This is a genomic window from Inquilinus sp. NPDC058860 (assembly GCF_042743185.1).
In the GTDB taxonomy this organism is placed as follows: domain Bacteria; phylum Pseudomonadota; class Alphaproteobacteria; order DSM-16000; family Inquilinaceae; genus Inquilinus.
This window is the reverse complement of sequence record NZ_JBHYMS010000066.1, coordinates 14113-38265: the sequence shown is the minus strand read 5'-3', so window position 1 is coordinate 38265 and position 24153 is coordinate 14113. Positions and strand designations below refer to the sequence as shown.

The 24153-nt window shown below is 70.6% G+C and carries 22 protein-coding genes; 10 read left to right on the top strand and 12 right to left on the bottom strand.

What is annotated here, in order from left to right:
• Positions 1–29 precede the first annotated feature (29 nt).
• The 4 genes from ACFW16_RS30950 to ACFW16_RS30935 are packed head-to-tail and all read right to left on the bottom strand — an operon-like array spanning position 30 to position 3489.
• On the bottom strand, positions 30–1289 hold the full coding sequence (locus ACFW16_RS30950) for an ABC transporter substrate-binding protein (RefSeq protein WP_380312537.1): 1260 nt from the start codon (positions 1287–1289) through the stop codon (positions 30–32).
• A 59-nt stretch (positions 1290–1348) separates the two neighbouring features.
• Entirely contained in the window at positions 1349–2398 is a 1050-nt protein-coding gene (locus tag ACFW16_RS30945) for an aldo/keto reductase (protein WP_380312535.1), read from the bottom strand.
• Positions 2399–2405: 7 nt separating this feature from the next.
• Positions 2406–2780: a TIGR04076 family protein gene (locus ACFW16_RS30940; RefSeq protein WP_380312533.1), complete on the bottom strand. Its 375-nt coding sequence runs from the start codon at positions 2778–2780 to the stop codon at positions 2406–2408.
• Positions 2773–3489, bottom strand: a complete 717-nt coding sequence (locus tag ACFW16_RS30935) for a GntR family transcriptional regulator (protein ID WP_380312531.1) — start codon at positions 3487–3489, stop codon at positions 2773–2775. Before ACFW16_RS30935 ends, ACFW16_RS30940 begins: the two co-directional genes overlap by 8 nt.
• Before the next feature lie 152 nt (positions 3490–3641).
• Here ACFW16_RS30935 and ACFW16_RS30930 point away from each other — a divergent pair, with 152 nt between their 5' ends.
• Genes ACFW16_RS30930 through ACFW16_RS30910 form a run of 5 tightly spaced genes read left to right on the top strand, consistent with a single transcriptional unit; the run spans position 3642 to position 8523 of the window.
• Positions 3642–4442: an ABC transporter ATP-binding protein gene (locus ACFW16_RS30930; RefSeq protein ID WP_380312529.1), complete on the top strand. Its 801-nt coding sequence runs from the start codon at positions 3642–3644 to the stop codon at positions 4440–4442.
• Positions 4442–5176 carry an ABC transporter ATP-binding protein gene (locus ACFW16_RS30925; protein ID WP_380312527.1) on the top strand — a complete coding sequence of 245 codons (735 nt, stop codon included), beginning with the start codon at positions 4442–4444 and terminating at the stop codon, positions 5174–5176. The genes ACFW16_RS30930 and ACFW16_RS30925 overlap by 1 nt, the downstream gene beginning before the upstream one ends.
• Positions 5173–6084 (top strand): branched-chain amino acid ABC transporter permease, encoded by a 912-nt coding sequence (locus ACFW16_RS30920; protein ID WP_380312525.1) that lies wholly within the window; start codon positions 5173–5175, stop codon positions 6082–6084. The genes ACFW16_RS30925 and ACFW16_RS30920 overlap by 4 nt, the downstream gene beginning before the upstream one ends.
• A complete protein-coding gene (locus ACFW16_RS30915; protein WP_380312523.1) occupies positions 6081–7076 on the top strand; it encodes a branched-chain amino acid ABC transporter permease in 996 nt (331 codons plus the stop codon). Before ACFW16_RS30920 ends, ACFW16_RS30915 begins: the two co-directional genes overlap by 4 nt.
• Positions 7060–8523, top strand: coding sequence for an aldo/keto reductase (locus tag ACFW16_RS30910; protein WP_380312521.1), 1464 nt, complete (start codon positions 7060–7062; stop codon positions 8521–8523). Before ACFW16_RS30915 ends, ACFW16_RS30910 begins: the two co-directional genes overlap by 17 nt.
• Before the next feature lie 98 nt (positions 8524–8621).
• Here the strand turns inward: ACFW16_RS30910 and ACFW16_RS30905 are convergent, their stop codons facing one another.
• The 6 genes from ACFW16_RS30905 to ACFW16_RS30880 all read right to left on the bottom strand — a co-directional run bounded on the left by ACFW16_RS30905 (position 8622) and on the right by ACFW16_RS30880 (position 17396).
• The gene (locus tag ACFW16_RS30905; RefSeq protein ID WP_380312519.1) at positions 8622–9290 is read right to left on the bottom strand and encodes a GntR family transcriptional regulator; all 669 of its coding nucleotides are present in this window, start codon (positions 9288–9290) and stop codon (positions 8622–8624) included.
• 95 nt (positions 9291–9385) lie between these two features.
• A complete protein-coding gene (atzF, locus tag ACFW16_RS30900) occupies positions 9386–11224 on the bottom strand; it encodes an allophanate hydrolase (protein WP_380312517.1) in 1839 nt (612 codons plus the stop codon).
• Between the two features lie 12 nt (positions 11225–11236).
• Positions 11237–14848 carry an urea carboxylase gene (gene uca / locus ACFW16_RS30895; RefSeq protein WP_380312515.1) on the bottom strand — a complete coding sequence of 1204 codons (3612 nt, stop codon included), beginning with the start codon at positions 14846–14848 and terminating at the stop codon, positions 11237–11239.
• The gene (locus ACFW16_RS30890; RefSeq protein ID WP_138891378.1) at positions 14848–15492 is read right to left on the bottom strand and encodes an urea amidolyase associated protein UAAP2; all 645 of its coding nucleotides are present in this window, start codon (positions 15490–15492) and stop codon (positions 14848–14850) included. The genes uca and ACFW16_RS30890 overlap by 1 nt, the downstream gene beginning before the upstream one ends.
• Before the next feature lie 8 nt (positions 15493–15500).
• A complete protein-coding gene (locus ACFW16_RS30885; protein ID WP_380312512.1) occupies positions 15501–16223 on the bottom strand; it encodes an urea amidolyase associated protein UAAP1 in 723 nt (240 codons plus the stop codon).
• 18 nt (positions 16224–16241) lie between these two features.
• A complete protein-coding gene (locus ACFW16_RS30880; RefSeq protein WP_380312510.1) occupies positions 16242–17396 on the bottom strand; it encodes an isopenicillin N synthase family dioxygenase in 1155 nt (384 codons plus the stop codon).
• A 403-nt stretch (positions 17397–17799) separates the two neighbouring features.
• On the opposite strand from ACFW16_RS30880, the gene ACFW16_RS30875 reads away from it, so the two are divergent.
• Genes ACFW16_RS30875 through ACFW16_RS30855 form a run of 5 tightly spaced genes read left to right on the top strand, consistent with a single transcriptional unit; the run spans position 17800 to position 22380 of the window.
• The gene (locus tag ACFW16_RS30875) at positions 17800–18954 is read left to right on the top strand and encodes a PotD/PotF family extracellular solute-binding protein (protein WP_380312508.1); all 1155 of its coding nucleotides are present in this window, start codon (positions 17800–17802) and stop codon (positions 18952–18954) included.
• Positions 18955–18970: 16 nt separating this feature from the next.
• Entirely contained in the window at positions 18971–20032 is a 1062-nt protein-coding gene (locus ACFW16_RS30870) for an ABC transporter ATP-binding protein (RefSeq protein ID WP_380312506.1), read from the top strand.
• Positions 20029–20919 carry an ABC transporter permease gene (locus ACFW16_RS30865; RefSeq protein WP_380312504.1) on the top strand — a complete coding sequence of 297 codons (891 nt, stop codon included), beginning with the start codon at positions 20029–20031 and terminating at the stop codon, positions 20917–20919. Before ACFW16_RS30870 ends, ACFW16_RS30865 begins: the two co-directional genes overlap by 4 nt.
• A complete protein-coding gene (locus ACFW16_RS30860) occupies positions 20916–21725 on the top strand; it encodes an ABC transporter permease (RefSeq protein WP_380312502.1) in 810 nt (269 codons plus the stop codon). The genes ACFW16_RS30865 and ACFW16_RS30860 overlap by 4 nt, the downstream gene beginning before the upstream one ends.
• A 4-nt stretch (positions 21726–21729) precedes the next feature.
• Complete coding sequence (locus tag ACFW16_RS30855; protein ID WP_380312500.1) at positions 21730–22380, top strand: hypothetical protein; 651 nt, start codon at positions 21730–21732, stop codon at positions 22378–22380.
• A gap of 9 nt (positions 22381–22389) precedes the next feature.
• Here ACFW16_RS30855 and ACFW16_RS30850 read toward each other — a convergent pair whose 3' ends face one another.
• Together ACFW16_RS30850 and ACFW16_RS30845 are read right to left on the bottom strand one after the other, a co-directional pair.
• On the bottom strand, positions 22390–23013 hold the full coding sequence (locus ACFW16_RS30850; RefSeq protein ID WP_380312498.1) for a cysteine hydrolase family protein: 624 nt from the start codon (positions 23011–23013) through the stop codon (positions 22390–22392).
• 101 nt (positions 23014–23114) lie between these two features.
• On the bottom strand, positions 23115–24041 hold the full coding sequence (locus ACFW16_RS30845; RefSeq protein ID WP_380312496.1) for a LysR family transcriptional regulator: 927 nt from the start codon (positions 24039–24041) through the stop codon (positions 23115–23117).
• Positions 24042–24153: the final 112 nt, after the last annotated feature.

Genomic DNA, 24153 nt, shown 5'->3' with positions numbered 1-24153 from the left:
GTGCCCGAGCGGGCCGCCGCGCCGGGAGCCTACTTCGCCAGTTCGGCCCGGGTCTTGTCGACCTCGGCGGCGCTCATCTCGCCGATGGTCGTGACCTTGCCGTCCTGGATGCGCCACAGCCGGAACGGGCCGGTGATGTCGCCGTATTGGTCGAAGCTCACCGGGCCGATCACGCCTTCGTATTTGATCGGCTTGCCGTCCTTGATCAGGGCGAGCGCCTTGGCGAACTCCGCCTTGCCGGCATGGATCGGCGTGCCGCCCTCGGCCACCACCTGCGGGATCGCGGCCTTGATCGCCGCGGCGTCGGCCTTGCCGGCCTTGGCGATGGCCAGCGCGACGATGGCGCCGGCGTCGTAGGAGCGGTCGGCCGCCGGCGCGTCCGGCTTGATGCCGCCGGAGAAGGCCTCGTAGGCGCCGTAGAAATAGTCGGTCGAGGCGGTCTTGCTGGTGCCCGAGGAGGTGCCGTAGGCGTCGTTCAGATACTGCGCGCCGACGGCCTCGATGAAGTCGCTGGAGTTCATGCCGTCGTTCAGCAGCAGCTTCTGCGGGCCGCCGCCGGAGATCCAGGCGCGGGCGATGGTGGCGCCGTCGACCGGGGTGCTGACCAGGTACAGCGCCTCCGGCTCTCCCGCCATCGCCGCGCTGGCCTCGGCGGAATAGCTCGCCTGCTGCTCGTTGTAGGGGGTGGTCGAGGTGATGGTGCCGCCGAGCCTGGTGTAGGCGGCCGAGAACTCGCGGACGATGTTCACGCCGAAGTCGTTGTTGACGTGGATGATGGCGATCTTCTTCAGGCCCTGGTCGAGCGCGAATTTCGCCGCCGCCGTGCCCTGCAGCGCGTCCGAGGTGATGGTGCGGAAGAACACGCCGTTGGTCTTGCCGTCCCGGCCCAGCGCGGTCAGCGTCGGCGAGGAGGAGGCGGGCGACACCTGCACCACCCCGGCCGGCGCCGTCACCGAGGTCAGGATCGGGATCGACACCGAGGAGATGATGCCGCCGATCACCACCGGCACCTTCTTGATGTTGACCAGTTGCGTCGCCTGGTCGACCGCGACCGTGCCCTGGCTCTGGCTGTCGCGGGTGTCGGTGACCAGCTTGCAGCCGGCGGCGCCGCCGGCCTCGTTGACGTCGCGGAACGCCATCTCGACCGATTTCGCGCCGGCCTGGCCATAGGCGCCGGCCGGGCCGGTCAGCTCCATCACCAGACCGACGGTGATGTCGCAGGCGGCGGCCGGCAGGGCCGGTGCGGCGGCGGCCGCGACCAGGGCGGTGGTCAGAAGGATCCGTTTCATCGCTGTGCTCCCTGTTTGGTTGGGCCGGCGACCCGCCGCCGGCCGTTGCTTGACGACGGTCAGGCGGCGCCTTTGTTCAGGTTGTATTTCATGATCGCGCCGTGGCGGCCGTGGCGGTCCCGCTCCAGCGTGAAGACGTCGCCTTCGATCTCCCGCGCCCCCGCCAGCACCTCGGCGATCAGAGTATGGTCCGCCTCGGTCAGCGCGACGTCCGCGATGGCGAGGTTTGCCGCGAGGTGGTCGCGGTTGCGCGCGCCGACGATCACCGCCGCCACGCCCGGCCGCGCGAGCATCGCGGCGCTGGCGACCGTGGCGATGTCGGTGCCGTGCCGGTCGGCGACCCGGCGCAGCGCCTGCAGCAGGGCCTGGAACAGGTCCCAGCCGCCGAAATCGTCGATGATCAGCTTGTATTTGACCAGCGACCGGTTCTCCAGCGGCTCTGCCGGCTCCGCCACGCCGAGCCAGCGGTCGCCGAGGAAGCCGCCGGCGACGGTGCCGTAGCAGAGGAAGGAGACGTTGTGCTCGGCCGCGGCCCGCGCCATCCGCCGCTCCGGCCGGCGGTCCAGCAGCGAATACTGCACCTGCATCGAGGTCAGCGGCACGCCGGCCTGCACGATCTCCAGCATGTGGTCGGTGTCGAAATTGGTGCCGCCGATCTTGTGGATCTTGCCGGCGCGGCGCAGCTCCTCCAGCCACAGCGCCGCCTCGCGCCAGCGCGGCGCCGCATAGTCCCACCAGTGGAACTGCACCAGGTCCAGCCGCTCCAGCCCCAGGCGCCGCAGCGACTGGTCGATCACGGCTTCGACGTCGGCCTTGCGGATCCGCGGCAGGATGTCCAGGTCGGGCACGAACTTGGTGTGCACCTTGATCCGGCCCAGCGCCTCCGCCCCGCGCAGGTCGCGATAGTGCCGCCGGAAGCGGCCGATCATCTCCTCGACGCCCGTGTAGATGTCGGCGCAGTCGAAGGTGGTGATGCCGGCATCGGCGAAGGCCGCCAGGTCGGCCACCGGGTCGTCGCTGCGGACCGTGCCGTGGCCGCTCGACAGCTGCCAGCCGCCGCGGATCACGCGCGAGATCTCATAGTCCGGGGCCAGCGGGACTCTTTGCATGGTCGCCTCACTCGTCCTGGAGCGGCAGGGGCACCGCCGTGGTCGCGGCATGGCTGAACCGGCGCCGGCCGGTCCGGGTGATGCGGAAGCGCGACGAGCAGTTCGGGTCGGGGCAGGCGACCTCGGCGTCCGTCGTCATCCAGTCGTTGGCATGGGTCGGGCGCTGCTTGGCCGGCAGCAGCGGCAGCAGCGCCGCCAGCGAATAGATCGAGAAGCCCTGGCCCGGCGGCAGGTGCAGCATCTCGCCGCGCAGCTCGAAATGGTCGCCGACCTTGGCGCCGCAATAGATCTTCCCGCCTTCGGGCGCCGTCACCTCGACCCGCAGGTCGTACAGCTCGAAGCTGTCGCCCAGCTCGCAGCTGTCGTCGCGTGTGTCAGACATGGGCTTCGGTCCTCTGCTCGGCATCCTCGGCATCCAGCCGGCCGCGGATCAGGCGGAAGGAGCGGGTGATGTCGCTCGTCAGCGCCCGGGTCGCCCCGCCGGCATCGCCGCGCTCCAGTGCCTCGATCAGCTCCCAATGGTAATGCGTGGCCGGGATGTCGCGCTGCTCGTCATGGATCTGCGCCGCGGCGCGGACATAGGGGCCGGACTGCAGCCACAGGCTCTCGACGATCGGGATCAGCACGGCCGAGCCGGCGGCGCGGTAGACGGCGAAATGGAAGTCGTGGTTCAGCTCCGAGGTCCGATGCGCCTTGTCCGGATCGTCGCTGCGGAAGGCCTCCTCGCACGCCACCGTGAGCTCGCGCAGCCGGGCGAAATCGGCTTTCGACAGGTTATGCAGCGCCAGCGCCGTCACCTGGCCTTCGATCAGGCAGCGGGCGCGGGCCAGGTCGTCCAGCCGTTCGCGGGTGATCAGCGGCACCCGCACCGAGCGGTTGGGCAGCGCCTCCAGCGCCTGCTCGGAGACCAGGCGGCCCAGCGCCTCGCGCACCGGCATGGTGCTGGTCCGCAGCGTCTCGGCCAGCTCGACGATGCGCAGCACCTCGCCGGCGTCGAACATGCCGTGGATCAGGGAGCGGCGCAGCTCGGCATAGACGCGGTCGTGCAGCGTCTCCCGACCGACCGGCGACAGCGTGCGGCGTCGGCTCATTCGGCCGCGTCCTGGCAAGGAACTGCGGACTGGTCCCGATCGGGCAATGAACCCTCCAGGCTGTCGTTCTGACTGCCCCCAATTTTCTACTTGCCATCCCGCCGCGTGTAAACTTTGATCAAACATCACCGATCAAAATTGGCCCGAGGCGGATGCAGCCTGCCGCACATGCCCCGAACGCTTCCGCCGGCGCGCCCGTGATCGAGGGGCGCGACCTGGTCAGGCAGTTCGGCGGCCTGCGCGCGGTGGACGGCATGTCGATCGCGCTCCATCCGGGTGAGATGCTGGGGCTGATCGGCCCGAACGGCGCCGGCAAGACCACGCTGTTCAACCTGCTGGCCGGCAGCCTGGCGCCGAGCGCGGGCACGATCCGGATCGCCGGCCGCGCGCTGTCGCGCCGGGGGGCGGAGCAGCGCATCGCCCATGGCGTGGCCCGCACCTTCCAGATCCCGCGGCCCTTCGCCGAGATGACGGTGTTGGAGAATGTGCTGACCGGCGGCCAGCGCCAGGCGGGCGAGCGGATCTGGCCGAACTTCCTGTCCCCCGGCCGGGTCGCGGCGGAGGAGCGCGCGGCGGTGGCGAAGGCGCGGGCGCTGCTGGACTTCGTCACCCTGTCGCATCTGCAGCACGAGCCGGCCCGCGTGCTGTCCGGCGGCCAGCGCAAGCTGCTGGAGCTGGCGCGGGTGCTGATGGCCGACCCGCAGGCGATCCTGCTCGACGAGCCGGCGGCCGGGGTCAACCCGACGCTGCTGGAGCTGATCATCGACCGGATCCTCGAGCTCAATCGGCAGGGGCGGTCGATCCTGCTGATCGAGCACAACATGGAGATGGTGGCGCGGCTGTGCGGCCGCGTCGTCGTCATGGCCTCGGGCCGCTACCTGACCGAAGGCGCGCCGGCCGAGGTGGCGCGCCACCCGGCTGTGGTCGACGCCTATCTCGGCGGGGCGGCGTGATGGACAGCGCCCTCTCGACCCGGAATCTCGTTGCCGGCTACGAGCCCGACCTGCCGATCGTGCGCGGCGTCGACTTGGCGGTGGCGCGCGGGGAGCTGGTGGTGCTGCTGGGGCCGAACGGCGCCGGCAAGTCGACCCTGGTCAAGGCGATCGCCGGGCTGGTCCCGGTCCATTCCGGCACGGCGTCGCTGGGGGGCGCCGACATCACCGCCGTGCCGGCGCATGAGAAGATCCGCCACGGCCTGGCCTTCGTGCCGCAGACCGAGAACATCTTCGCCACGCTGTCGATCCACGACAACCTGCGCGCCGCGGCCGACATCCTGCCGAAGGTCCGGCGCGCCGGGTGCATCGCCGCGCTCTACGCCATGTTCCCGGACCTGGCCGCGAGGCCGTCGCTGCGGGCCGGGCAGCTCTCGGGCGGCCAGCGCCAGATGCTGGCGGTGGCCCGCGCCCTGGTGGTCGAGCCGTCGGTGCTGATCCTGGACGAGCCCTCGGCCGGCCTGTCGCCGAAGATCGTGGCCGAGGTCTTCGCCCGGCTGCAGGCGATCAACCGCGCCGGCGTCACCATCGTGCTGGTGGAGCAGAACGTGAAGGCGGCGCTGGCCATCGCCGACCGCGCCGTCATCCTGGTCGAGGGCCGGGTGCGCCACGAGGGGCCGGCCGCCGGGCTGGCCGACGACCCGATCGTGGCCGAGCTCTATCTCGGCGCCCGCCGTCCCGGGGCCGCGCCATGACCCCGCAGGTGATCATGGACGGGCTGATCACCGGCGCGATGATCGGGCTCGGCGCGATCGGCGTGACCCTGACCTATTCGATCCTGCGCTTCGCCAATTTCGCGCATGGCGAGCTCTTGTCCTGGGGCGCCTATGCCGCGCTGGCCGCCGCCGGCGCGCTCGGCAGCATCTCCGGCGGGCTCATGGTCCCGATCGGGCCGTTCTCCTTCGGCTGGGCGCTGCCGATCGGCGCCTTGGTCGCCGTGGCCCTGACCGGCGGGCTGGCGCTGCTGGTCGACGCGCTGCTGTTCGGCCGCCTGCGCGACCGGCGCAGCACCGTCATCATCCTGGTGATGGCCAGCTTCGGCGCCGCGCTGACGCTGCGCAGCCTGCTCGAATTCATCTTCACCTCGAAGCCGGCCTATTACGGCAAGGCGCTGCAGATCGCCCTGAAGCTGGGCGGCGGCATGCGGGCCACGCCCGACCAGTTGCTGACCCTCGGCGTCGCCCTCGTCCTCGTCCTGGCGGTGCACCTGCTGCTGACCCGGACGGCGACCGGCCGGGCGATGCGCGCGGTCAGCGAGAACCCGCAGCTGGCCGGCGTCGTCGGCATCGATGTGCGCAAGGTCATCCGCATCGTCTGGCTGCTGGGGGCGGGGCTCGCCGCCGTCGCCGGCATCTTCGCGGGGCTCCTGGTCCAGATCCGGCCGCAGATGGGGCTCGACCTGCTGCTGCCGCTGTTCGCCGCGGCGATCCTCGGCGGCATCGGCAGCGTGCCGGGGGCGATGCTGGCGGGTCTCGTCGTCGGCCTGGCGGAGGCGGCGGCCGTGCCGCTGGTCGGCGGCGAATGGCGCGCCGCCGTGTCCTTCGTCGTGCTGGTGCTGGTGCTGCTGCTCCGTCCCCAGGGCCTGTTCGGGAGGGCCGGATGAGCGTCGAGCTGGTGGCCTATGGCTGCTTCTTCCTGACCATGGCGCTGACCTATGCCATCATGTGCCTGGGCCTGAACGTGCAGTGGGGCCAGACCGGGCTGTTCAATGTCGGCGTCGCCGGCTTCGTCGCGATCGGCGCCTATGTCTCGGCGCTGCTGACCACGCCGGAGATGCCGGACCGCTTCGGCGGCTTCGGCCTGCCGATGCTCGCCGGCTGGCTGGGCGGGGCGCTGGCCACGGCGCTGGTCTCCTTCCTGATCGGCGCGCTGACGATCCGGCTGCGGGCCGACTACCTGGCCATCGCCACCTTCGGCGTCGCCGTGGCCGTGCAGCTCTGCGCCCTCAACCTCGTCAAGGTGACCGGCGGCCCCTTCGGCATCGGCTTCATCCCGCGGCCCTTCGCCGGCATGGCCGACGACCCGCTGCTGTTCGGGCTGGCCAATCTCGCCGTGGTCGCCGCGGCCGTGCTGCTGCTGTACCTGGCGCTGCAGCGCCTGGTGCGCAGCCCCTGGGGCCGGGTGCTGCGCGCGATCCGGGAGGACGAGACGGCGGCGCGGGCCCTGGGCAAGAACGCCGTGTCGTTCCGGCTGCAGGCCTTCGCCATCGGCGGCGGCATCATGGGGCTGGCCGGCGCCGTGCAGGCGCATTTCATCGGCTTCATCGCGCCCGACAACTACCTGCCCCGGCTGACCTTCCAGGTCTGGGCGATGCTGATCGTCGGCGGCTCGGGCAGCAATCTCGGCGCCATCCTGGGCGCGGTCTTCGTCTGGGGCCTCTGGGCCGCCTCGGGCGGCGCCATCTCGGCCCTGTTCCCGCCCGATCAGCAGGCGCGCGCCGCCGCCCTGCAGATCGTCATGATCGGCGTCGCCCTCTGCGCCGTCCTGCTGCTGCGCCCGCGCGGCATCCTGGGCGAGGACCGGGTGGTGTCGCGCCATCTCGGCCGGCTGTCGCGCCGGACCATCAAGGAGACGTCCCGTGCCGAAAACTCCTGAGCACATCGATCTCGGCCCCGGCCTCTCGATCAGCCGGCTGGTCTGCGGCCTGTGGCAGGTGGCGGATCTGGAGAAGGGCGGCGCGGCGCTCGATCCCGAGCGCGGCGCCGATGCCCTCGACGCCTACGCCCGGGCCGGCTTCGACACCTTCGACATGGCCGACCACTACGGCAGCGCCGAGCTGATCGCCGGGCGGCTGCTGGCGCGCCACGGCAAGGGCGCCGGACGGCCGCTGGCCTTCACCAAATGGTGCCCGGAGCCGGGGCCGATGACCGCCGAGGTGGTCCGCCGCGGAGTCCAGGACCGGCTCGACCGGCTGGGCGTCGACCGGGTCGATCTGCTGCAGCTCCACTGGTGGAGCTTCGAGCATCCGGCCTGGCTCGACGCGCTGCACGAGATGGCGCGGCTGCAAGGGGAGGGGCTGATCGGCGCGATCGGCGTCACCAATTTCGACGCCGCGCATCTGGCCGTGGCGCTGGCCGACGGCGTGCCGGTCCTGACCAACCAGGTGTCGTTCTCCCTTGTCGACCGCCGCGCGGCCGGCGCCCTGTCCGAACTGTGCCGGGCCAAAGGCGTGAAGCTTCTGGCCTATGGCACGCTCTGCGGCGGCTTCCTCTCGGACAGATGGCTCGGCCGGCCGGAGCCCGCCGCGATGCCGGACTGGAGCCGCTCGAAATACAAGCGCTTCATCGACGCGGCAGGCGGCTGGGGCGTGTTCCAGGACATCCTGCAGGCCGCCGCCGACGTCGCGGGGAAGCACGGCGTCTCCCTCTCCAACGTCGCCACGCGCTGGGTGCTGGAGCATGAGGCGGTCGCCGCCGCCATCATCGGCGCGCGGCTGGGCGAGAGCGAGCATCGCGCCGACAACCTCAAGATCTTCGATTTCGCCCTCGACGCCGAGGACAGGGGGCGGCTCGAAGCCGCCTTCGCCGCGGCGACGCCGATCCCCGGCGATTGCGGCGACGAATACCGCCGGCCGCCTTATCTCACCGCCTCCGGCGACCTCAGCCATCATCTCGACGCCATCCCGTCGATCTTCACGGCCGAGCCGGTGTCCGGCCGGCCGGACCGGCTGCGGGTCTCGTCCGGCAGCGTGTGGGAGCCGATCGCGGGATACAGCCGCGCCGTCCGGGTGAAGGACACCATCCGCGTCTCCGGCACCACCGCCACCCATGGCGGTGACCGCTGCGTCGCGCCGGGCGATCCCGGGGCGCAGACGACCTACATCCTCGACAAGATCGCCGCCTCGATCGCGGCGCTGGGCGGATCGATGGCGGACGTCGTCCGCACCCGCATCTATCTGCGTGACGCCTCCATGTGGGAGCCGGTGTCGCGCGCCCATGGCCGGGTGTTCGGCGCGGTCAAGCCGGCCAACACCCTGGTCCAGGCCGGCGCCCTGGTCGGCGACTACGAGGTCGAGATCGAGGCCGAGGCGGTCGTCGGATAACGCGGCGCTCCGACGGCTCTCGTCCACCAGTGTCGTAGAGTGGCCTCCGCACAGAGTGCCCGCACCGCGTCACGGATGTCCTGGTGGTCGCCGCCGGTTCAGTCCGCCGCGGCCTGAAGCCCGGCTTCGGACGCCCATTGCGCCCAGGCCCGGCCGACCGAAAGGATGTGCCGGCGCATCGCCTCCTCGGCCGCTGGGCCGTTGCGGTCGCGGATCGCGGCCATCACCGCCGCGTGCTCCCGCTTCGACGCCGGCGGCCGCTCGGCCAGGCGGAACTGCGCGCTGGTGAAGGGCGCCAGCTTCCGGCGCAGGATCAGCACGGTGTCGGCGAGGAAGGCGTTGTGCGCCCCGGCATAGATCGCCTCGTGGAACTCGCGGTTCACGACCGGGATCACCTCCCGGTCCTCACGGGCCAGGGCGTCATCGCAGCGCCGATAGACCTCCTCGAGCCGGTCGCGCTCGATGCCCGACATCTTGATCGCGGCCAGCCGGGCGCAGATCGCCTCGGCCTCGCCCAACGCCTCGAAGAACTCGCCCATATGGGTCGCGTGCACCCCCGCCACCACGGCGCCCCGATGCGGCCGCACATCGACCAGGCTGAGGCCGCCGAGCTGCTTCAGCGCCTCCCGCACCGGGGTGCGCGAGACGCCGAACTGCTGCGCCAGCGAATGCTCGTCGAGGCGAGTGCCGGTGGGCAGCTCGCCGCTGAGGATCGCGCGGGCGAGGTCGCCGGCGATCTGGTCGGTGCGGGTGCGGGGGCGGTCCATCGACGACATGTTCGGGGTACGGGTTGGAGGCTGCTTGTCCAGCCTGCGCGGCCGGCTGGCAAGCGGCAAGTGCGATGGACGATCCCCGCCGGTCCTCAGGTGGCGGGTACCGGCGCGGCCTCCGCGGAAAGAGCGAGCCATCCGCGCCAGCCGCCCAGGCTGGTGATCTCCTCGGCCGCGGCGACCGCGAAGGTCTCGCACAGGAAGCCCTTCACCGCCGTGCCGTCCGCCAGCTCGACGGTGCCGATCGTCAGCGGCGGCGGGATCTCGGCGACGAAGCTGCCGAAGCCGGCCGTCGACAGCTCCCACACCTCCACCTCGATGCCGCCGAGGCCCTCCTCGTCGCGGACCAGGCCCGGCCGCTGCGGCATCATGCCGGCCAGGTTGTACAGGCGGTAGCCGGCGGCGGTCCGGGTCGAGCGGCACAGCCGCGCGCCGCGCCGGGTCAACTGGTGGTTCAGCGGCTGGCCCGCCAGATGCCCGCCGACCACGGCGATCTGCACCGTGTCCTGCGGCGCGTTGGCACCAACCGTCGCCAGCGGCGCGCCGGCAGGGAGGTGGCCGGTCGCGCCGATGGCCAGGCCCTGGTCGCGATGGAGCCGGTCCGCCAGCGTGGCCAGCGCGCCGTCGGCGAAGGCGGGGCCGATCAGGGACACGCCGAAGGGCAGCCCGTTGTCGCGGAAGCCGGCCGGCACGGCGATGGCCGACAGGTCCATCAGGTTCACGAAATTGGTATAGAGGCCGAGGTTGCTGTTCAGCCGCACCGGGTCGGCCAGAAGATCCTCAATCGTGTAGATCGTGCCGGTGGTGGGCAGCAGCAGGACGTCCATCTTCGACCATTCCGCCTCGGCCAGGCGGGCCAGCCGGGCCAGCTCGTAGAAGCCCTCGAAGGCATCGACGGCGCCGAGGCCTTCCGCGCCGAGGATGATGCCGCGCACCACCGGATGGATCGCCTCGGGCCGGGATGTCGCGAAATCACGGATCGCGGCCAGCCGCTCGGCCACCCAGGGGCCGGAATAGAGCAGCCGGGCGGCGTCGCGGAACGGCGCGAAGTCGATCGCGACCCGGGTGCCGCCCAGCGCCTCCAGCCGGGCCGCCGCCGCCTCGAACAGCGCCGCCGCGGCGGTGTCGCCGAAGAACTCCAGGCCATCGCCCGGCACGCCGAAGCGGAACCCCCGCGGCCAGGCCCCAGCCGCTACGGCCGCGGCGGGCGTGCGGCGGGAGAAGGGATCCTCGGCGTCGAAGCCGGCCGCCACCCGCAGCACCGCGAGCGCATCGCCGCTGGTGCCGGCGAAGATCGACACGCAGTCCTGGGTCCGGCAGGCCGGCAGCACGCCGCGGGTGCTGATCGCCCCCTTGGTCGGCTTCAGCCCGACGATGTTGTTGAAGGCCGCCGGCACCCGGCCCGATCCCGCCGTGTCGGTGCCGAGCGCGAAGGAGACCAGCCCGGCCGCCACCGCCACGCCGGACCCGGCGCTGGAGCCGCCGGAGACGTAGCGGGCATCGAAGACCGAGCTGCAGATGCCGTAGGGCGACCGGGTGCCGACCAGGCCGGTGGCGAACTGGTCGAGATTGGTCTTGCCGACCAGGATGGCGCCGGCCGCGACCAGCCGCTCCACCACGGTGGCGGACCGCTCCGGCACGAAGGCGAAGTCGGGGCAGCCGGCGGTGGTCGGCAGCCCGGCGACGTCGATATTGTCCTTGACCGCGAAGGGGATGCCGAACAGCGGCAGCGCCTCGCCGGCCGCGGCCCGGGCCTGCGCCGCGGCGAGCTGCCGCTCGGCCTCCGCGCGCGGTACCAGCGTGATCCAGACCGGCCGCTCGCCGATCTCGTCGATGCGGCCATAGACGGCGTCGAGCACCGCCTCGGGGGTCAGGTCGCCCTCGGCATAGGCCTTGGCGAGGACGGCGATCTCGAGGCTGGGATAGGTCATGGGTGTGTCCTCTCAGGCCGCGGCGGCCGGCACGATGACGGCGAGGGTCTGGCCCAGCGCCACGGCCTGGCCTTCCGCGCAGCGCAGCTCGGCGAGCACGCCGTCGGTCGGCGCGCGAATGGTGATTTCCATCTTCATCGATTCGACGATCAGCAGCGGATCGCCGGCGTTGACCGTACGCCCGGCCTCCGCCGCCAGCTTCCAGACGCTGCCCGGCACCGGGCTGGGGACGGCCTTGCCGCCGGGCGGCAGCGCAGCCTCCACCGTATCGATGGCATCGGGCGGCTCCGCCGGGTCGACGGCGTGCCCCGCTTCCGCCCAGCGCGCCCGCTCCGCCTCGAAGGCGGCCTGCCGGCGCTGCGCGAAGGCAGCGATCTCCGCGTCGTGGACCTCCAGGAAGCGCCGGTGATCGCGCAGGCGAAACACCTCCTCGGTGATCCGCAGCTGCGCCCGGCCGAGCAGAAAGTCGGCGCGGAACCGCATCAGCTCCTCATGGCTGACCGGATGGAAGCGCAGCTGGTCGAAATGGCGCAGCAGCCAGGGCTGTTCGAACTCCCGCGTCGTCCGGTACGGGTTCCACATCTGGCAGGTGCGGCCGACGAACTGGTAGCCGCCCGGCCCCTCCATGCCATAGACGCAGAGATAGGCGCCGCCGATGCCGACCGCGTTCTCCGGCGTCCAGGTGCGGGCCGGGTTGTATTTGGTGGTGACCAGGCGGTGGCGCGGATCGACCGGGGTCGCCACCGGCGCGCCGAGATAGACGTCGCCCAGCCCGAGCACCAGGTAGCTGGCGCCGAAGACGATCTCCCGGACCGCCTCGATGTCGTCCAGCCCGTTGATCCGGCGGATGAACTCGATGTTGCTCGGGCACCAGGGTGCGTCCGGCCGCACCGACTGCATGTATCTGGCGATGGCGAGGCGCGTGGCCTCGTCGTCCCAGGACAGCGGCAGATGGACGATGCGGGTCGGCACCTCCAGCTCCTCGATATCCGGCAGCGTCGCCTCCGCCTCGCGCAGCAGGTCGAGCAGCCGGCGCAGCGGCAGGATGCGACTGTCGTAGTGGATCTGCAGCGAGCGGATGCCGGGCGTCAGGTCGAGGATGCCCGGCGGCGCCAGCGCCCGCAGCCGCCCCTGCAGCGCGTGGACCCGGAAGCGCAGGGCGAGGTCCAGCACCGCCGGCCCGTATTCGACCAGCAGATACTTGTCGCCGGCCCGGCGATAGACGACAGCCTCATGCCCGGGCGCCGCCGGCAGGCGCAGCAGCACCGCGTCGTCCGGGCCGGCCTCGTCCTCGAAGCCGGAGGCAGCGAGGGCAGGGGACGGCGCCAGATCGGCGATCATCGTCTCCTGCGCCGCCTCCAGCGCCGCGGCCTCGGCCGGGGCCAGGCGCCGGAAGCGGACCGTGTCGCCGGGGCGCAGCTGGCCGATCTTCCACAGCTCGGCGGCGACGATCGTCGCCGGGCAGACGAAGCCGCCCAGGCTCGGCCCGTCGGGGCCGAGGATCACCGGCATGTCGCCGGTGAAGTCGACCGTGCCGATCGCGTACGCGTTGTCGTGGATGTTGGACGGGTGCAGCCCGGCCTCGCCGCCGTCCGGCCGGGCCCATTCCGGCTTCGGGCCGATCAGCCGGACGCCGGTGCGGCTGGAGTTGTAGTGCACCTGCCAATCCGCACTGAAGAAGCCGGCGATGTCGGCCTCGGTGAAGAAGTCCGGCGCGCCGTGCGGGCCGTACAGCACCCCGATCTCCCAGCGCTGCGCATGGGCCGGCACCAGCTCCGCCGGCAGCGGCCGCGCCGGCCCGGCCTCGGCGGTGCCGAGATGCAGGACGTCGCCGGCCAGCAGGGCGCGACCGCCATGGCCGCCGAATTTGCCGAGGGTGAAGGTGGAGCGGCTGCCGAGATACTCCGGCACGTCGAACCCGCCGCGCAGCAGCAGATAGGCCCGGCACCCGGCACCGGCGGCGGCGCCGATCCGCAGCACCGATCCGGCCGCGACCTCGACCGGGGTCCAGAACGGCACCGGCGCGCCGTCCAGCTCGGCCGGCATGGCGGCACCGGCCAGGCAGATCACCGCCGCGGCGTTGAACTTGAGGGTCGGGCCGGAGACGGTGATCTCCAGCCCCGCCGCCTCGTCCGGATTGCCCAGCACCTTGTTGCCCAGGCGGAAGGCCAGCGGGTCCATCGGGCCCGAGGGCGGCACGCCGATCTCCCAATAGCCGACCCGGCCGGGATGGTCCTGCACCGTGGTCAGCGTGCCCGGCGCCAGCACCTCCACCGTCCGGGCGGCATAGGCGAAGCCTTCGAGGGCGCGGGTGGTCATGCCGCCGGCGGCGAAGGCCGGGTCCGCCGCCAGCTGGCGCAGATAGCCGAGATTGGTCTCGATCCCCGCCAGCCGGCAGCGCGACAGGGCGTCGCGCAGCTTGTCCAGCGCCTCGACCCGGTCGGCGCCGCGCACGATCAGCTTGGCGATCAGCGGATCGTAGAAGGGCGTCACCTCGCTGCCGCGCTCGACCCAGGTCTCGACCCGGACGCCCTCCGGGAACGCCACCTCGGTCAGCAGGCCGGAGGAGGGGCGGAAGGCCCGGCCCGGATCCTCGGCATAGAGCCGCACCTGGATCGCGGCGCCGCGCGCGGCGTGATCGGCGAGGGGCAGCGCCTCGCCCGCGGCCTGGCGCACCATCCATTCGACCAGGTCGATGCCGGTCACCTCCTCGGTGACGCCGTGCTCGACCTGCAGCCGGGTGTTGACCTCGAGGAAATAGGCCTCCTCCGCCACGGTGTCGTAGACGAACTCGACCGTGCCGGCCGACCGGTATTCGACCGACCGGCCCAGCCGCTCGGCCGCCTCGAACAGCTGCCGGCGCAGGGCGTCGGAGATGCCGGGGGCCGGCGTCTCCTCGACGATCTTCTGGTTGCGCCGCTGGGCCGAGCAGTCGCGCTCGCCCAGCGCCACCACATGGCCCCGGCCGTCGCCGAAGATCTGCACCTCGATGTGGCGGGCGCTCTCGACGAACTTCTCGAGATAGATCCCGGCTTCCTTGAAGTTGCGGCGCGACAGCCGGCCGACCGCCTCGACCATCTCGGGAAGAGCGGACGGATCGCGGCAGAGCTGCATGCCGATGCCGCCGCCGCCCGCCGTGCTCTTGATCATCATCGGATAGCCGATGCGTGCCGCCTCCTCGGCGGCATGCTCGGCGTCGCGCAGCAGGCCGCTGCCCGGCGACAGCGTCACGCCGGCCGCCTCGGCCAGCGCCCGCGCCCGGTGCTTCAGCCCGAAGGCCCGCATCTGCTCCGCCGTCGGGCCGATGAAGGCGATCCCCGCCGCCTCGCAGGCCTCGGCGAACTCCGGATTCTCCGATAGGAAGCCGTAGCCGGGATGGATCGCCTCGGCGCCGGTGGCGCGGGCAGCGTCCAGGATCCGGCCGATGTCGAGATAGCTCGCCGCCGGGGCGGCGGGGCCGATGCACACCGCCTCGCCCGCCGCAGCGACATGCAGCGACGGGGCGTCGGCCTCGGAATACACGGCGACCGAGGCGATGCCCATCCGATCGAGCGTACGGATGATGCGGCAGGCGATCTCGCCGCGATTGGCGACCAGCACCTTGCCGAAGGGCGGGCTCCGCATCAGGCGGCGTCCCAGATCAGCACTTCGATCGGGGTCGGGTTGTAGGCGTTGCACGGATTGTTGAGCTGCGGGCAGTTGGAGATCAGGACGATCACGTCCATCTCGGCCCGCATCTCGACGTATTTCCCCGGCCCGCTGACGCCGTCGGCGAAGGTCAGCCCGCCCTCCGGCGTCACCGGGACGTTCATGAAGAAATTGATGTTGTGGGTGATGTCGCGCTTGGTCAGGCCGAACTGGTCGTTCTCGGTCACCGCCAGCAGGTAGCTGTCGCGGCAGGCGTGCATGCACTTCTTGTCATGGGCGTAGCGCACCGTGTTCGATTCCGGCGAGCAGGCGCCGCCGAGCGTGTCGTGCCGCCCGACCGTGTCGGCGACGATCTCCAGCATCGGGTTGCCGTCGGTGGAGATCAGCTTGGTGCCGACGCCGAGATAGACGTTGCGCTGCTCGCGGATGGTGTCGACGGCGCTGTAGCGCTCCGCCGGGTCGTCGGCGCTGTAGAACAGCGTGTCGGCCGCCTGGTTGCCCTCCAGGTCGACGATGCGGAAGACCTGGCCGCGGCGCACCGGATGCATCCAGTAGGCGCCGGCGGGCACGGTCTCGCGATGGGCGGCGCGATCGGGGCTGAGGGGGCTTTCCTTGATCATCCGTCGCCTCAGCCGCAGAGATGGTGGAAGTGATTGTTGGCGAAGCCGCGCCCGTTCTCGGGGCGGGAGGTCAGGCAGGCATCGTCCGCCGCCACCGGGTCGGCCTTGCCGAAGCGCAGCAGCACCGGCTTGCGCGGATAGTCCGGCGCCGGGTTCAGCGGGTGCGGGCAAGTGTGCAGCAGCACCAGCGTGTCCATCTCGAAGCGCAGCGTGACATGGGCGCCAGGCTCGGCCGCGCCGGCATCGAAGACCAAGCCGCCATCCGCCTCGGTCCGCACCCGGCTGAACCAGTTGACGTTGGCGGCCAGGTCGCGGCGCCCGAGGCCGTATTTCGCACCCTCGACCAGGAAGCTGTCGCGGCCGTTCTGGGTCCAGTCGTTGCGGTGCTCCTGATAGGTCTTCACGCCCCAGCGCGCCGCCACCATCGCCCGGGTGCTGTTGCCGCAGACGGTGTCGTGCCAGCCGGCCGAGTCCTCGACGATCGAGCAGAAGATCCGCCCCATGTCGGAATACAGGCAGTGCCCCGCGGTCAGCCGGAAGGTGTGCTGGCCCTTCAGCGTGTCTGGCGCGTTGTAGCGTTCCAGCAGGTTGGCCGGGTTGTAGAACAGCATGCCGACATTGGCGCCGCCCTCGATGTCCACCAGCCGCAGCAGCGTTCCCCGCCCGGCGGTGAAGGACCAATGCTTGCCGCCCGGGATCTCCTCCTCGTGCAGCATGTCGCGGATGCTCATGGATGCTCTCCCTTCCGCTCAGGCCGTGGCCTCGTCCTCGAACTCGTTCACCGCCTTGCGCTTGAACGGGTTCTCCTTGTGGATCGGGAAGCTGATCGTCATCTGCCCGGTCTTGATCTTGCGGCGCAGATGCTTGCAGGCATCGACGCTGAAGCCGGCCAGATGGTCGCCGGCGACGATGCGGTTGTAGCGCGCCGGGTTCTCCGCCGAGACGAACTGGGGTAAGGGCTCGACCACCGTGTGGTAGTCGACGGCGAAGAACAGCGGCAGCGAGAAGCGCTCCTTCCCGGTGTTGACCACCCGGTGCTGCGTCGCCTTGAACAGGCCGTTGGTCCAGCCCTCCAGCATGTCGCCGACATTGACGATGAAGGTGCCGGGGATCGGCGGCGCCTCGACCCATTCATCGGCGGCGTTCATCACCTGCAGCCCCGGCGCCTGCTGGTTCAGGATGGTGAAGCACTCGAAATCCGAATGGGCGCCGATGCCGAGATTGGTGTTGTTCATCGGCAGGTCGTTCGGCGGGTAGTGCAGCAGCCGCAGCTGCGACGGCGCCTTGCGCGTCCGCTCGGCGAAGAAGCCGTCGGGCAGGTCGAGCCGCGTCTCGAAGGCCCGGAACAGCCGTTCGCCGACCTCGGTGACCTTCGCATAGTAGTCGAGGATCCCTGCCCGGAACTCCGGGATCCAGTCGGGCCACTGGTTCGGCACCAGCATGACGTTGCCGGCGCGGAAATCGGGGTCGTCCTCGGCGATCTCGATCGACAGGTCGAAGGCGGCGTGCAGCCGCGGCTTCAGGTTGTAGTCGCGCTCGGGCGGTCGCTCGACCAGGGGATACAGCTCGGGGTCGCCGTCGTCGTCCTCGGCCGAGACCGGAATCCAGCCGCGCGTCCCCGGCGAATGGCTGACATGGACGCGCTGCTTCCGCTCCATCGGCCCGTGATGGAAGGCGCGGGACAGCGCGTAGGTCCGTTCGATCAGCGCCTCGGGCACGCCGTGATTGCTGATGTAGAAGAAGCCGACCGTCTCGCAGGCATGGCCGATCTCGTCGATGGATCGGCGCTTGGCGTCTTCATCCGCGCCGGCCAGTGGGCCGATGTCGATGACGGGAATGGCTTTGAAGGGCAGGAGGCGCGCGCCCATGGCGCCGCCGGACGGGGTTTCGATCTCCTTGTCCACCGTGGATATCCTCTCTCGCCGACCGCGCTGTCCGCGGCCGCGCCTCCGCTCCGGCGAAGGCGCTCACGATGCCATCGTTCCTGGGGATGGCCGGGACCCGCGATCATCGAAGCAAGGCCCATGCCAGTATGCAATCCATTGAATTCCGCTGCTTCGGCATACAACGCAGAAAGTGAAGTCCATTTTGTGATCAGCTTTTTCCCAGGGTTGATGCGAGTTTGGGCAGATCTCTTGTTGGCAAAATTGCATGCAATCTTGATGGAGCTCGCGGATTCCCGGCCGATGCCCTGCCTTCCGATGCCGATGGAACCGGCAGTTCGGACACTGGCCCGGGATTTGCTTGGCGGATGGGAAACAGGGAGCGGCGCTGCCCCGGCGACCGCACAAGGCAACGGAGAGGTCGATGAGTGAGAAGCACGATCGTGGACCCGCCGGCACGTCGCTGATCGAAACCCGGACCGGGGAGGGGCGGGCCGTCTATCGCCCGAGCCGCCGGCGCCTGCTGCGCGACGGCGGGATGCTGCTGGCGGCCGTCGGCATCGGCATGCCCTCCCTGCGGCCGTCCTGGGCGGCGGAGCGCTCGCTCAAGGTCTCGACCTATGGCGGCTATTTCGAGGAGAGCTTCAACAAATTCGTCTACCCGGCCTTCACCAAGGCCACCGGCATCGCGGTCAATTCGGTCAGCCAGCCTTCCGGCGTGCAGTTCCTGATCCAGCTGGCCGAGGCCAACCGCGCCGGCCTGCCGCCGATGGACCTGTGCACCACGGCGCAGAGCGAGCGGGTGCGCGGCGACCGCAACAAGATGTGGAAGGCCTACGACACCGCGCGCATCCCGAACCTGTCGAACCTGCCCGATTTCTACGTCGGCAAGGGCGACGGCGGCGTCTACGGCATCGGCGCGATGGCCTGGTACATGACCTTGATCATCAATCCGGAGGAGCTGCCCGTCGCGCCCGACAGCTGGAAAGTGTTCTGGGATGCATTGCATCCGAACGCCTGGGGGGTCAGCTCCGGCGGCCAAAGCTACCTGTTCGAGGTCACCGCCAGGACCTGGTTCGGCGGCACCGAGATCCTGTCGACCAAGGACGGCATCCTGCAGGTCATCGCCAAGATGGCCGAGCTGAAGCCCCAGGTGAAGCTGTGGTGGGAATCGGAAGGCACCATGCAGACCGCCTTCGAGAACGGCGAGGTGATCGGCGGCACCTATTTCCACGACGTGGCCGGCGTGATGGCGAAGAACGGGACCCCGGTGAAGTCGATCTTCCCGCAGGAGGGCGGGGTGATCGATTTCGGCTCCTGGTGCCAGCCCTCGGCCTCGACCAAGGCCGAGGAGGCCTGCGAGTTCATCAACTTCATGTGCTCGCCCGAGGCGCAGGGGCTGATGGCCCGCAACGTCGGCTGCGCGCCGATCATCACCCGCGACAAGACCGACCTGACCGATGCGGAGTTCGCGGCAGTATCGAGTGAGGTGCCGCCGATCGTACCGGCGATCGAGAGCCGGCTGACGAATCTCGATTTCATGACGGCGGAGTTCACCCGGATGCTGACTGCCAGCTGACCCCGGAGGACCCGCCATGCTCGGCTTAGAGCTTCGCGAGGTCAGCAAGACCTTCGGCGGCATGCGCGCCGTCGACCGCGTCTCCCTCGCGCTTCCCCAGGGCCAGTTCACCTGCTTCCTCGGCCCGTCCGGCTGCGGCAAGACCACCCTGATGCGCATCGTCGCCGGCCTCGAGCGGCCCAATGCCGGCACCGTGCTCCTGAACGGCAAGGACATCACCGACCAGCCGGCGCACAGGCGGCAGTTCGGGATGATCTTCCAGTCCCTGGCGCTGTTCCCTCATCTGTCGGTCGAGGAGAACATCGCCTACAGCATGCGCCTGCGCGGCTTCGACCGGCGGCAGCGCACCAGCCGCGTCGCCGAGCTGCTGGAGCTGATCCAGCTACCGGACATCGGCAAGCGGAACATCGCCCAGCTGTCCGGCGGCCAGAGGCAGCGGGTCGCGATCGCCCGCGCCCTGGCGCAGGAGCCGAGCGTGTTCCTGCTGGACGAGCCGCTGTCGGCGCTCGACGCCAAGCTGCGCGAGGAGATGCAGGTCGAGCTGCGGCTGCTGCAGCAGCGGCTCAAGATCACCACCATCCTGGTCACCCACGACCAGCGCGAGGCGATGACCATGGCCGACCGGATCGTGGTGATGGCCAAGGGCCGGGTGCAGCAGGTCGGCGCGCCGCTGGAGATCTACCGCAACCCGGCGAACCGCTTCGTCGCCGACTTCATCGGCCTCGGCAACCTGCTGGACGCCGAGATGATGGCGCCGGATCTGGTCAGCTTCGCCAACCGGCCGATCCGGGTGACGCCGCCGGGGGAGGCGCCGGTGGCCGGGGCGCGGGTGACGCTGTCGATCCGGCCCGAGGACATCCGCATCGGGCTCGGCAACGATGACGGCCCCGACGGCAACAGCCTGCCGGCGCGCGTCACCTTCGTGCGCGACGTCGGCGCGAACATCGAGGCCAGGCTGGACTGCGCCGGCCGGCCGGTCGTGGCGGTCACCGCGCCGCGGGACTGGGTCGGCGCCGGTCCCGGCGACCAGGTCCGGATCACCCTGCCATCCGAAGCCTGCAGGATCCTGACGGAATGACCGACCTGGCCGAGAGGATGACGATCCTCCTGGCGCGGCCCCGCCTGCCGTCCGGCCGGCTGGTCGCGCTCCTCGCCTGGCCGACCCTTGTGATCCTCGGCCTCGGCGCCTTCCCGCTGTTCCTGCTGCTGCAGGTCAGCACCGCCCATCGCGAGCCCGGCGGGCTGTGGTCGCCGGGCTTCGAATGGACGCAGTACGGCCAGGTGTTCGACGCCACCTTCCTGCGCATGCTGGGCTATTCCGCCGTGCTGGCGACGGTGGTCTCGGTCGCCGTCGCCGCGATCGGCCTGCCGCTGACCTACCTGATCACGCGGATGCGGCGGCGCTCGCAGATGGTGTGGCTGGTCGGGCTGCTCACCACCCTGTCGCTGTCGGAGGTGCTGGTCTCCTTCGCCTGGCAGGTCATGCTGGCCCGGCGCATCGGCTTGTCCGACCTGCTGGCCGGCCTCGGCCTGCTGTCCGAGGCGCAGTCGCTCTACCCCAGCGCCGGCGCCATGCTGGCCTGCCTGGTCTACCTGACGCTGCCCTTCTCGGTGCTGCTGCTGTACCCGTCGCTGTCGCGGATCGACCGCGACCTGCTGGAGGCGGCGCGGACCATGGGGGCGTCGCCGCTGCGCGGCTTCTTCACCATCGTCCTGCCGCTGATGCGCCGGCCGCTGGTGTCCTCGCTGGTCGTGGTCTTCATCTTCACCGTCGGCTCCTATGTGACGCCGCTGGTGCTGGGCAAGCCCGAGCAGTGGACGGTGGGCGTCCTGATCAGCAACACCGTGCTCGGCGCCGGCAACGTGCCGCTGGGCGCGGCCCAGGCGGTGATCTTCCTCGGCCTCACCCTGCTGCTCACCGGCGCGACCGCGCTGCTCGGCCGCAGGAAGGGAGACACGCCATGATCGAACGCCTCGCTCGCCTGCCGCGCCAGACCTTCCTGGCCCTGATCGCGGTGTTCATGGCGGCGCCGCTGGTGGTGGTGGCCGGGGTGTCGCTGAACGCCACCCGGCGCATGTCCTTCCCGCCCGAACGCTTCGGCTGGAACTGGTACGAGGCCTTCTTCACCAGCCCGGCTTGGCTGTCCTCGCTGCAATGGTCGCTGCTGATCGCGGCCGCCGCGGCGCTGGTCGCGACCAGCATCGCCGTGCCGGTCGCCTATGCGATCTGGCGCTTCAACTCGCGCTTCTCGAAGCTGCTGTCCGGCCTCGGCACGCTGGCCTTCATGCTGCCGCCGGTGGTGCTCGCCGTGGTGTTCATGATCTTCTGGGGCGTCATCGGCCATGTCGGGCGGGTCGAGAACACGGTGCTGAGCCACGCCGTCGTCCTGCTGGCGCTGCCGCTCGCCACCGTCTCGCTCGGCTTCCAGAGCATCGACCGCAGCCTGATCGAGGCGGCGGAGACGATGGGCGCCACCGACAACTATGTGTTCCGCACGGTGATCGCGCCGATCGTCATGCCTTACGTCCTGGGCGGCATGCTGTTCGTCTTCGTGCTCAGCATCAACGAGTACATCATCGCCTTCATGGTCGCCGGCTTCGCGGTGGAGACGCTGCCGATCAAGGTGTTCAACAGCATGCGGCTGGGCTTCGAGCCGACCATGTGCGTCGGCGCGGTGCTGTTCATGCTGCTCGGCGCCGGCACCTTCTGCCTGATCGCGCGGTTCGGCGACCTGCCGAAGCTGCTCGGCGCAGCCAGCCCAAAGGACTGAGGCGATGGTTCCCGACTGGCTCGTCGGCGTCTGGCGCCGCCGCCTGATCGCCTTTCCCGACGGGCGCGAGGACCGGAGCACGGCCGTGTTCTGGCTGCAGACGCGCTCGGCCTTCGCCGACATCCGGCTGCCGCAGGAGAGCCTGGCGCTGCCGCGGCTGCCGCGGTCTGCGCTGCCGGCGGAGGCGCTGCCGATCCTGGCGCGTCAGGACGGCTTCGCCGGCCACACCACGCTGGACGGCGATCTCTGCACCTGGCATCGGTGGATCAGCTATCGCCCGCCCGGGCCCACACCCGATGCCGGCCGCCTTCGCCTGGAGGCGGGGCTGCTGATCGAGGAGGGGGTGCATGCCGCCTACAGGGAGGATTGGGAGCGGCTGGACGACGGCGCCGACGGCACCATGGCGTTCGAGGGCGATGGCGGCCCGCCGCGGCTGCTGGTCCGCGTCGGCAGCCATTTCATCCGCATCGAAGCGCCGGATTCAGTATCTGACGGGCCGGGCTGTGTGATCGATTACGGTCGGGTCGCTGCGGCGGGGGAGTGGCGGATCGTCCTGTCCACCGAGCCGGATCGCACCGGCAGCTCTTTCGGGCCGCAGCCGGACGGAGAGGGCGCGGTCGAGAGCGGCACCGGCCTGCGCTGGACGCCGCTCTGATCCCCCAGGTCAGGCCGCCTGCCGCAGGGCGAAGGCGGCGATGATCTCGGCCGAGGAGCGGCGGGCGCCGGACTGGAGATACTCCATCGCCCGCAGGGCCGCGTCATGCGCCGCGATGCTGGAGCCGGCGACGCAGTCCTCGACCACGCGGCAGAAATAGTCGCCCTGGTGGCCGTCGACGAAGGTGTAGTGGACGCAGACATCGGTGAAGCCGCCGACCAGGATCAGCGTCTCGGCCTTCAGCGCCTTCAGCAGGATCTCGAGATCGGTGCCGTAGAAGGCCGAGTAGCGGCGCTTCGGCACCGTGTAATCGGTCGGCAGGATGCCCATCTCCTCGACCGCGAGCGGCGTGGACGGATCCCCGTCCAGGCAGTGGATGCCCTCGCTGCCGTCGAGCTCGCGGCCGTAGTCGATCCGGTCGCTGCGATGGATCTCCTGGATGAAGACGATCGGCACGCCGGCGGCGCGCGCCGCGTCCACCACCGTGCGGGCGCGGCGGCAACGCGTCTCGGAATCGGGCATGTGCTCCAGCATCGAGTCCGGCCGCCGGGGCATGAAGCTGCCCTTCTGGATGTCGACGACCAGCAGCACCGGTCTGCCGACGATCATGTCTCTGGGCTTCTTCTCCGCCATCGATGCCTCCTGTTGGTGCAATGCCAGCATCGGCGGGGCGCGCCGCCGGACAAATGACGCAGGCGGCAACATCGCTTTCCGTCGCGGGCAAGCAACCGGCCCTACGGATCCGGGATCCAGGCGTCGAGCCGCGCCAGGAAGGCGGCGAGGACCGGCGAGGCGGGGCCGCGGCGGGTGATCAGCTCGACATCCGAATGGAAGGCGAACTCGGCCTCCAGGAGCCGGACGAACCGCTTCCGCGGCGCCATCGCCTCGGCGAAATGGTCGGGCAGATAGCCGATGAAGCAGTCGGTGCCGATCAGGATGGCGGCCGCCTCCATGTGGTCGACCAGGGCCGTCCGGCGGAAGGCGGGACCGGTCCGCAGCCGGCCGGTCTCGCTGACCGCCGTGTAGCCGACGAAGTCGCATTCCGCGAGATGCTCGATCCGGACGGCGTCGCCGTGGCGGCAGACCAGCGGATGTCCGGCGCCGCAGTAGAGATGGCTGGTCTCGCGATAGAGCCTGCGATGGGCCAGCTGCCGCAGGCGGCGACGGCCGACGACGAGCCCGGCGTCGAGGCTCTCGTCGAGGACCGCCTGCTCGATCAGGTTCGACGTCCTGACCGTCAGGTTGATCCGGACCTCCGGGTGTTCGGTCTTGAACGCCTTCAGCAGGGACGGGACCTGGAAGCGCTCATCGGTGACGAGGGTGTCGACGATGCCGATCGTCAACGTGCCGGCCAGCCCCGCATGCAGCGCGCGGATGCCGGCCTCGAACCGGTCCAGATCGGCCAGCAACTGCAGGCTCGCCGCCTGGACCCGCTGGCCGTCCCGGGTCAGGGCGAAGCCGGACCGGCCGCGGCGGCACAGGCGCAGGCCGAGCCTGACCTCTAGATCCCTGATCGCCCGGCTGATCGCCGGCAGGCCCATCTGCAGCTCGGATTCGGCGATCGAGAAGCCGCCGCGTTCGGCGACCGTGCAGAAGATCCGGAGCAGACGGAGATCGCCGTCGCCGATCCTCGCCGTGAACCCTCGGTGCGCCGTGGGCATGCCTGCCGCTCCCAGCCTGTTGCGGGCGGGCGAGGGGCGATGATCCGATCCCCGTCCGTCGACCGGAGCCATGCAACTTTGATGCCGCCCTTACCGCTGAAGGTAGTCGCCG

Bases quoted from the DNA above. Each gene is read 5' to 3' on its own strand.
- ACFW16_RS30915 (WP_380312523.1), top strand. From the start codon at position 6,081: ATGAGCGTCGAGCTGGTGGCCTATGGCTGCTTCTTCCTGACCATGGCG.
- ACFW16_RS30925 (WP_380312527.1), top strand. From the start codon at position 4,442: ATGGACAGCGCCCTCTCGACCCGGAATCTCGTTGCCGGCTACGAGCCC.
- ACFW16_RS30865 (WP_380312504.1), top strand. From the start codon at position 20,029: ATGACCGACCTGGCCGAGAGGATGACGATCCTCCTGGCGCGGCCCCGC.
- ACFW16_RS30845 (WP_380312496.1), bottom strand. From the start codon at position 24,041: ATGCCCACGGCGCACCGAGGGTTCACGGCGAGGATCGGCGACGGCGAT.
- ACFW16_RS30875 (WP_380312508.1), top strand. From the start codon at position 17,800: ATGAGTGAGAAGCACGATCGTGGACCCGCCGGCACGTCGCTGATCGAA.
- ACFW16_RS30855 (WP_380312500.1), top strand. From the start codon at position 21,730: ATGGTTCCCGACTGGCTCGTCGGCGTCTGGCGCCGCCGCCTGATCGCC.
- ACFW16_RS30850 (WP_380312498.1), bottom strand. From the start codon at position 23,013: ATGGCGGAGAAGAAGCCCAGAGACATGATCGTCGGCAGACCGGTGCTG.
- uca (WP_380312515.1), bottom strand. From the start codon at position 14,848: ATGCGGAGCCCGCCCTTCGGCAAGGTGCTGGTCGCCAATCGCGGCGAG.
- ACFW16_RS30940 (WP_380312533.1), bottom strand. From the start codon at position 2,780: ATGTCTGACACACGCGACGACAGCTGCGAGCTGGGCGACAGCTTCGAG.
- ACFW16_RS30860 (WP_380312502.1), top strand. From the start codon at position 20,916: ATGATCGAACGCCTCGCTCGCCTGCCGCGCCAGACCTTCCTGGCCCTG.
- atzF (WP_380312517.1), bottom strand. From the start codon at position 11,224: ATGACCTATCCCAGCCTCGAGATCGCCGTCCTCGCCAAGGCCTATGCC.
- ACFW16_RS30885 (WP_380312512.1), bottom strand. From the start codon at position 16,223: ATGAGCATCCGCGACATGCTGCACGAGGAGGAGATCCCGGGCGGCAAG.
- ACFW16_RS30950 (WP_380312537.1), bottom strand. From the start codon at position 1,289: ATGAAACGGATCCTTCTGACCACCGCCCTGGTCGCGGCCGCCGCCGCA.
- ACFW16_RS30890 (WP_138891378.1), bottom strand. From the start codon at position 15,492: ATGATCAAGGAAAGCCCCCTCAGCCCCGATCGCGCCGCCCATCGCGAG.
- ACFW16_RS30945 (WP_380312535.1), bottom strand. From the start codon at position 2,398: ATGCAAAGAGTCCCGCTGGCCCCGGACTATGAGATCTCGCGCGTGATC.
- ACFW16_RS30935 (WP_380312531.1), bottom strand. From the start codon at position 3,489: ATGAGCCGACGCCGCACGCTGTCGCCGGTCGGTCGGGAGACGCTGCAC.
- ACFW16_RS30920 (WP_380312525.1), top strand. From the start codon at position 5,173: ATGACCCCGCAGGTGATCATGGACGGGCTGATCACCGGCGCGATGATC.
- ACFW16_RS30905 (WP_380312519.1), bottom strand. From the start codon at position 9,290: ATGGACCGCCCCCGCACCCGCACCGACCAGATCGCCGGCGACCTCGCC.
- ACFW16_RS30930 (WP_380312529.1), top strand. From the start codon at position 3,642: ATGCAGCCTGCCGCACATGCCCCGAACGCTTCCGCCGGCGCGCCCGTG.
- ACFW16_RS30870 (WP_380312506.1), top strand. From the start codon at position 18,971: ATGCTCGGCTTAGAGCTTCGCGAGGTCAGCAAGACCTTCGGCGGCATG.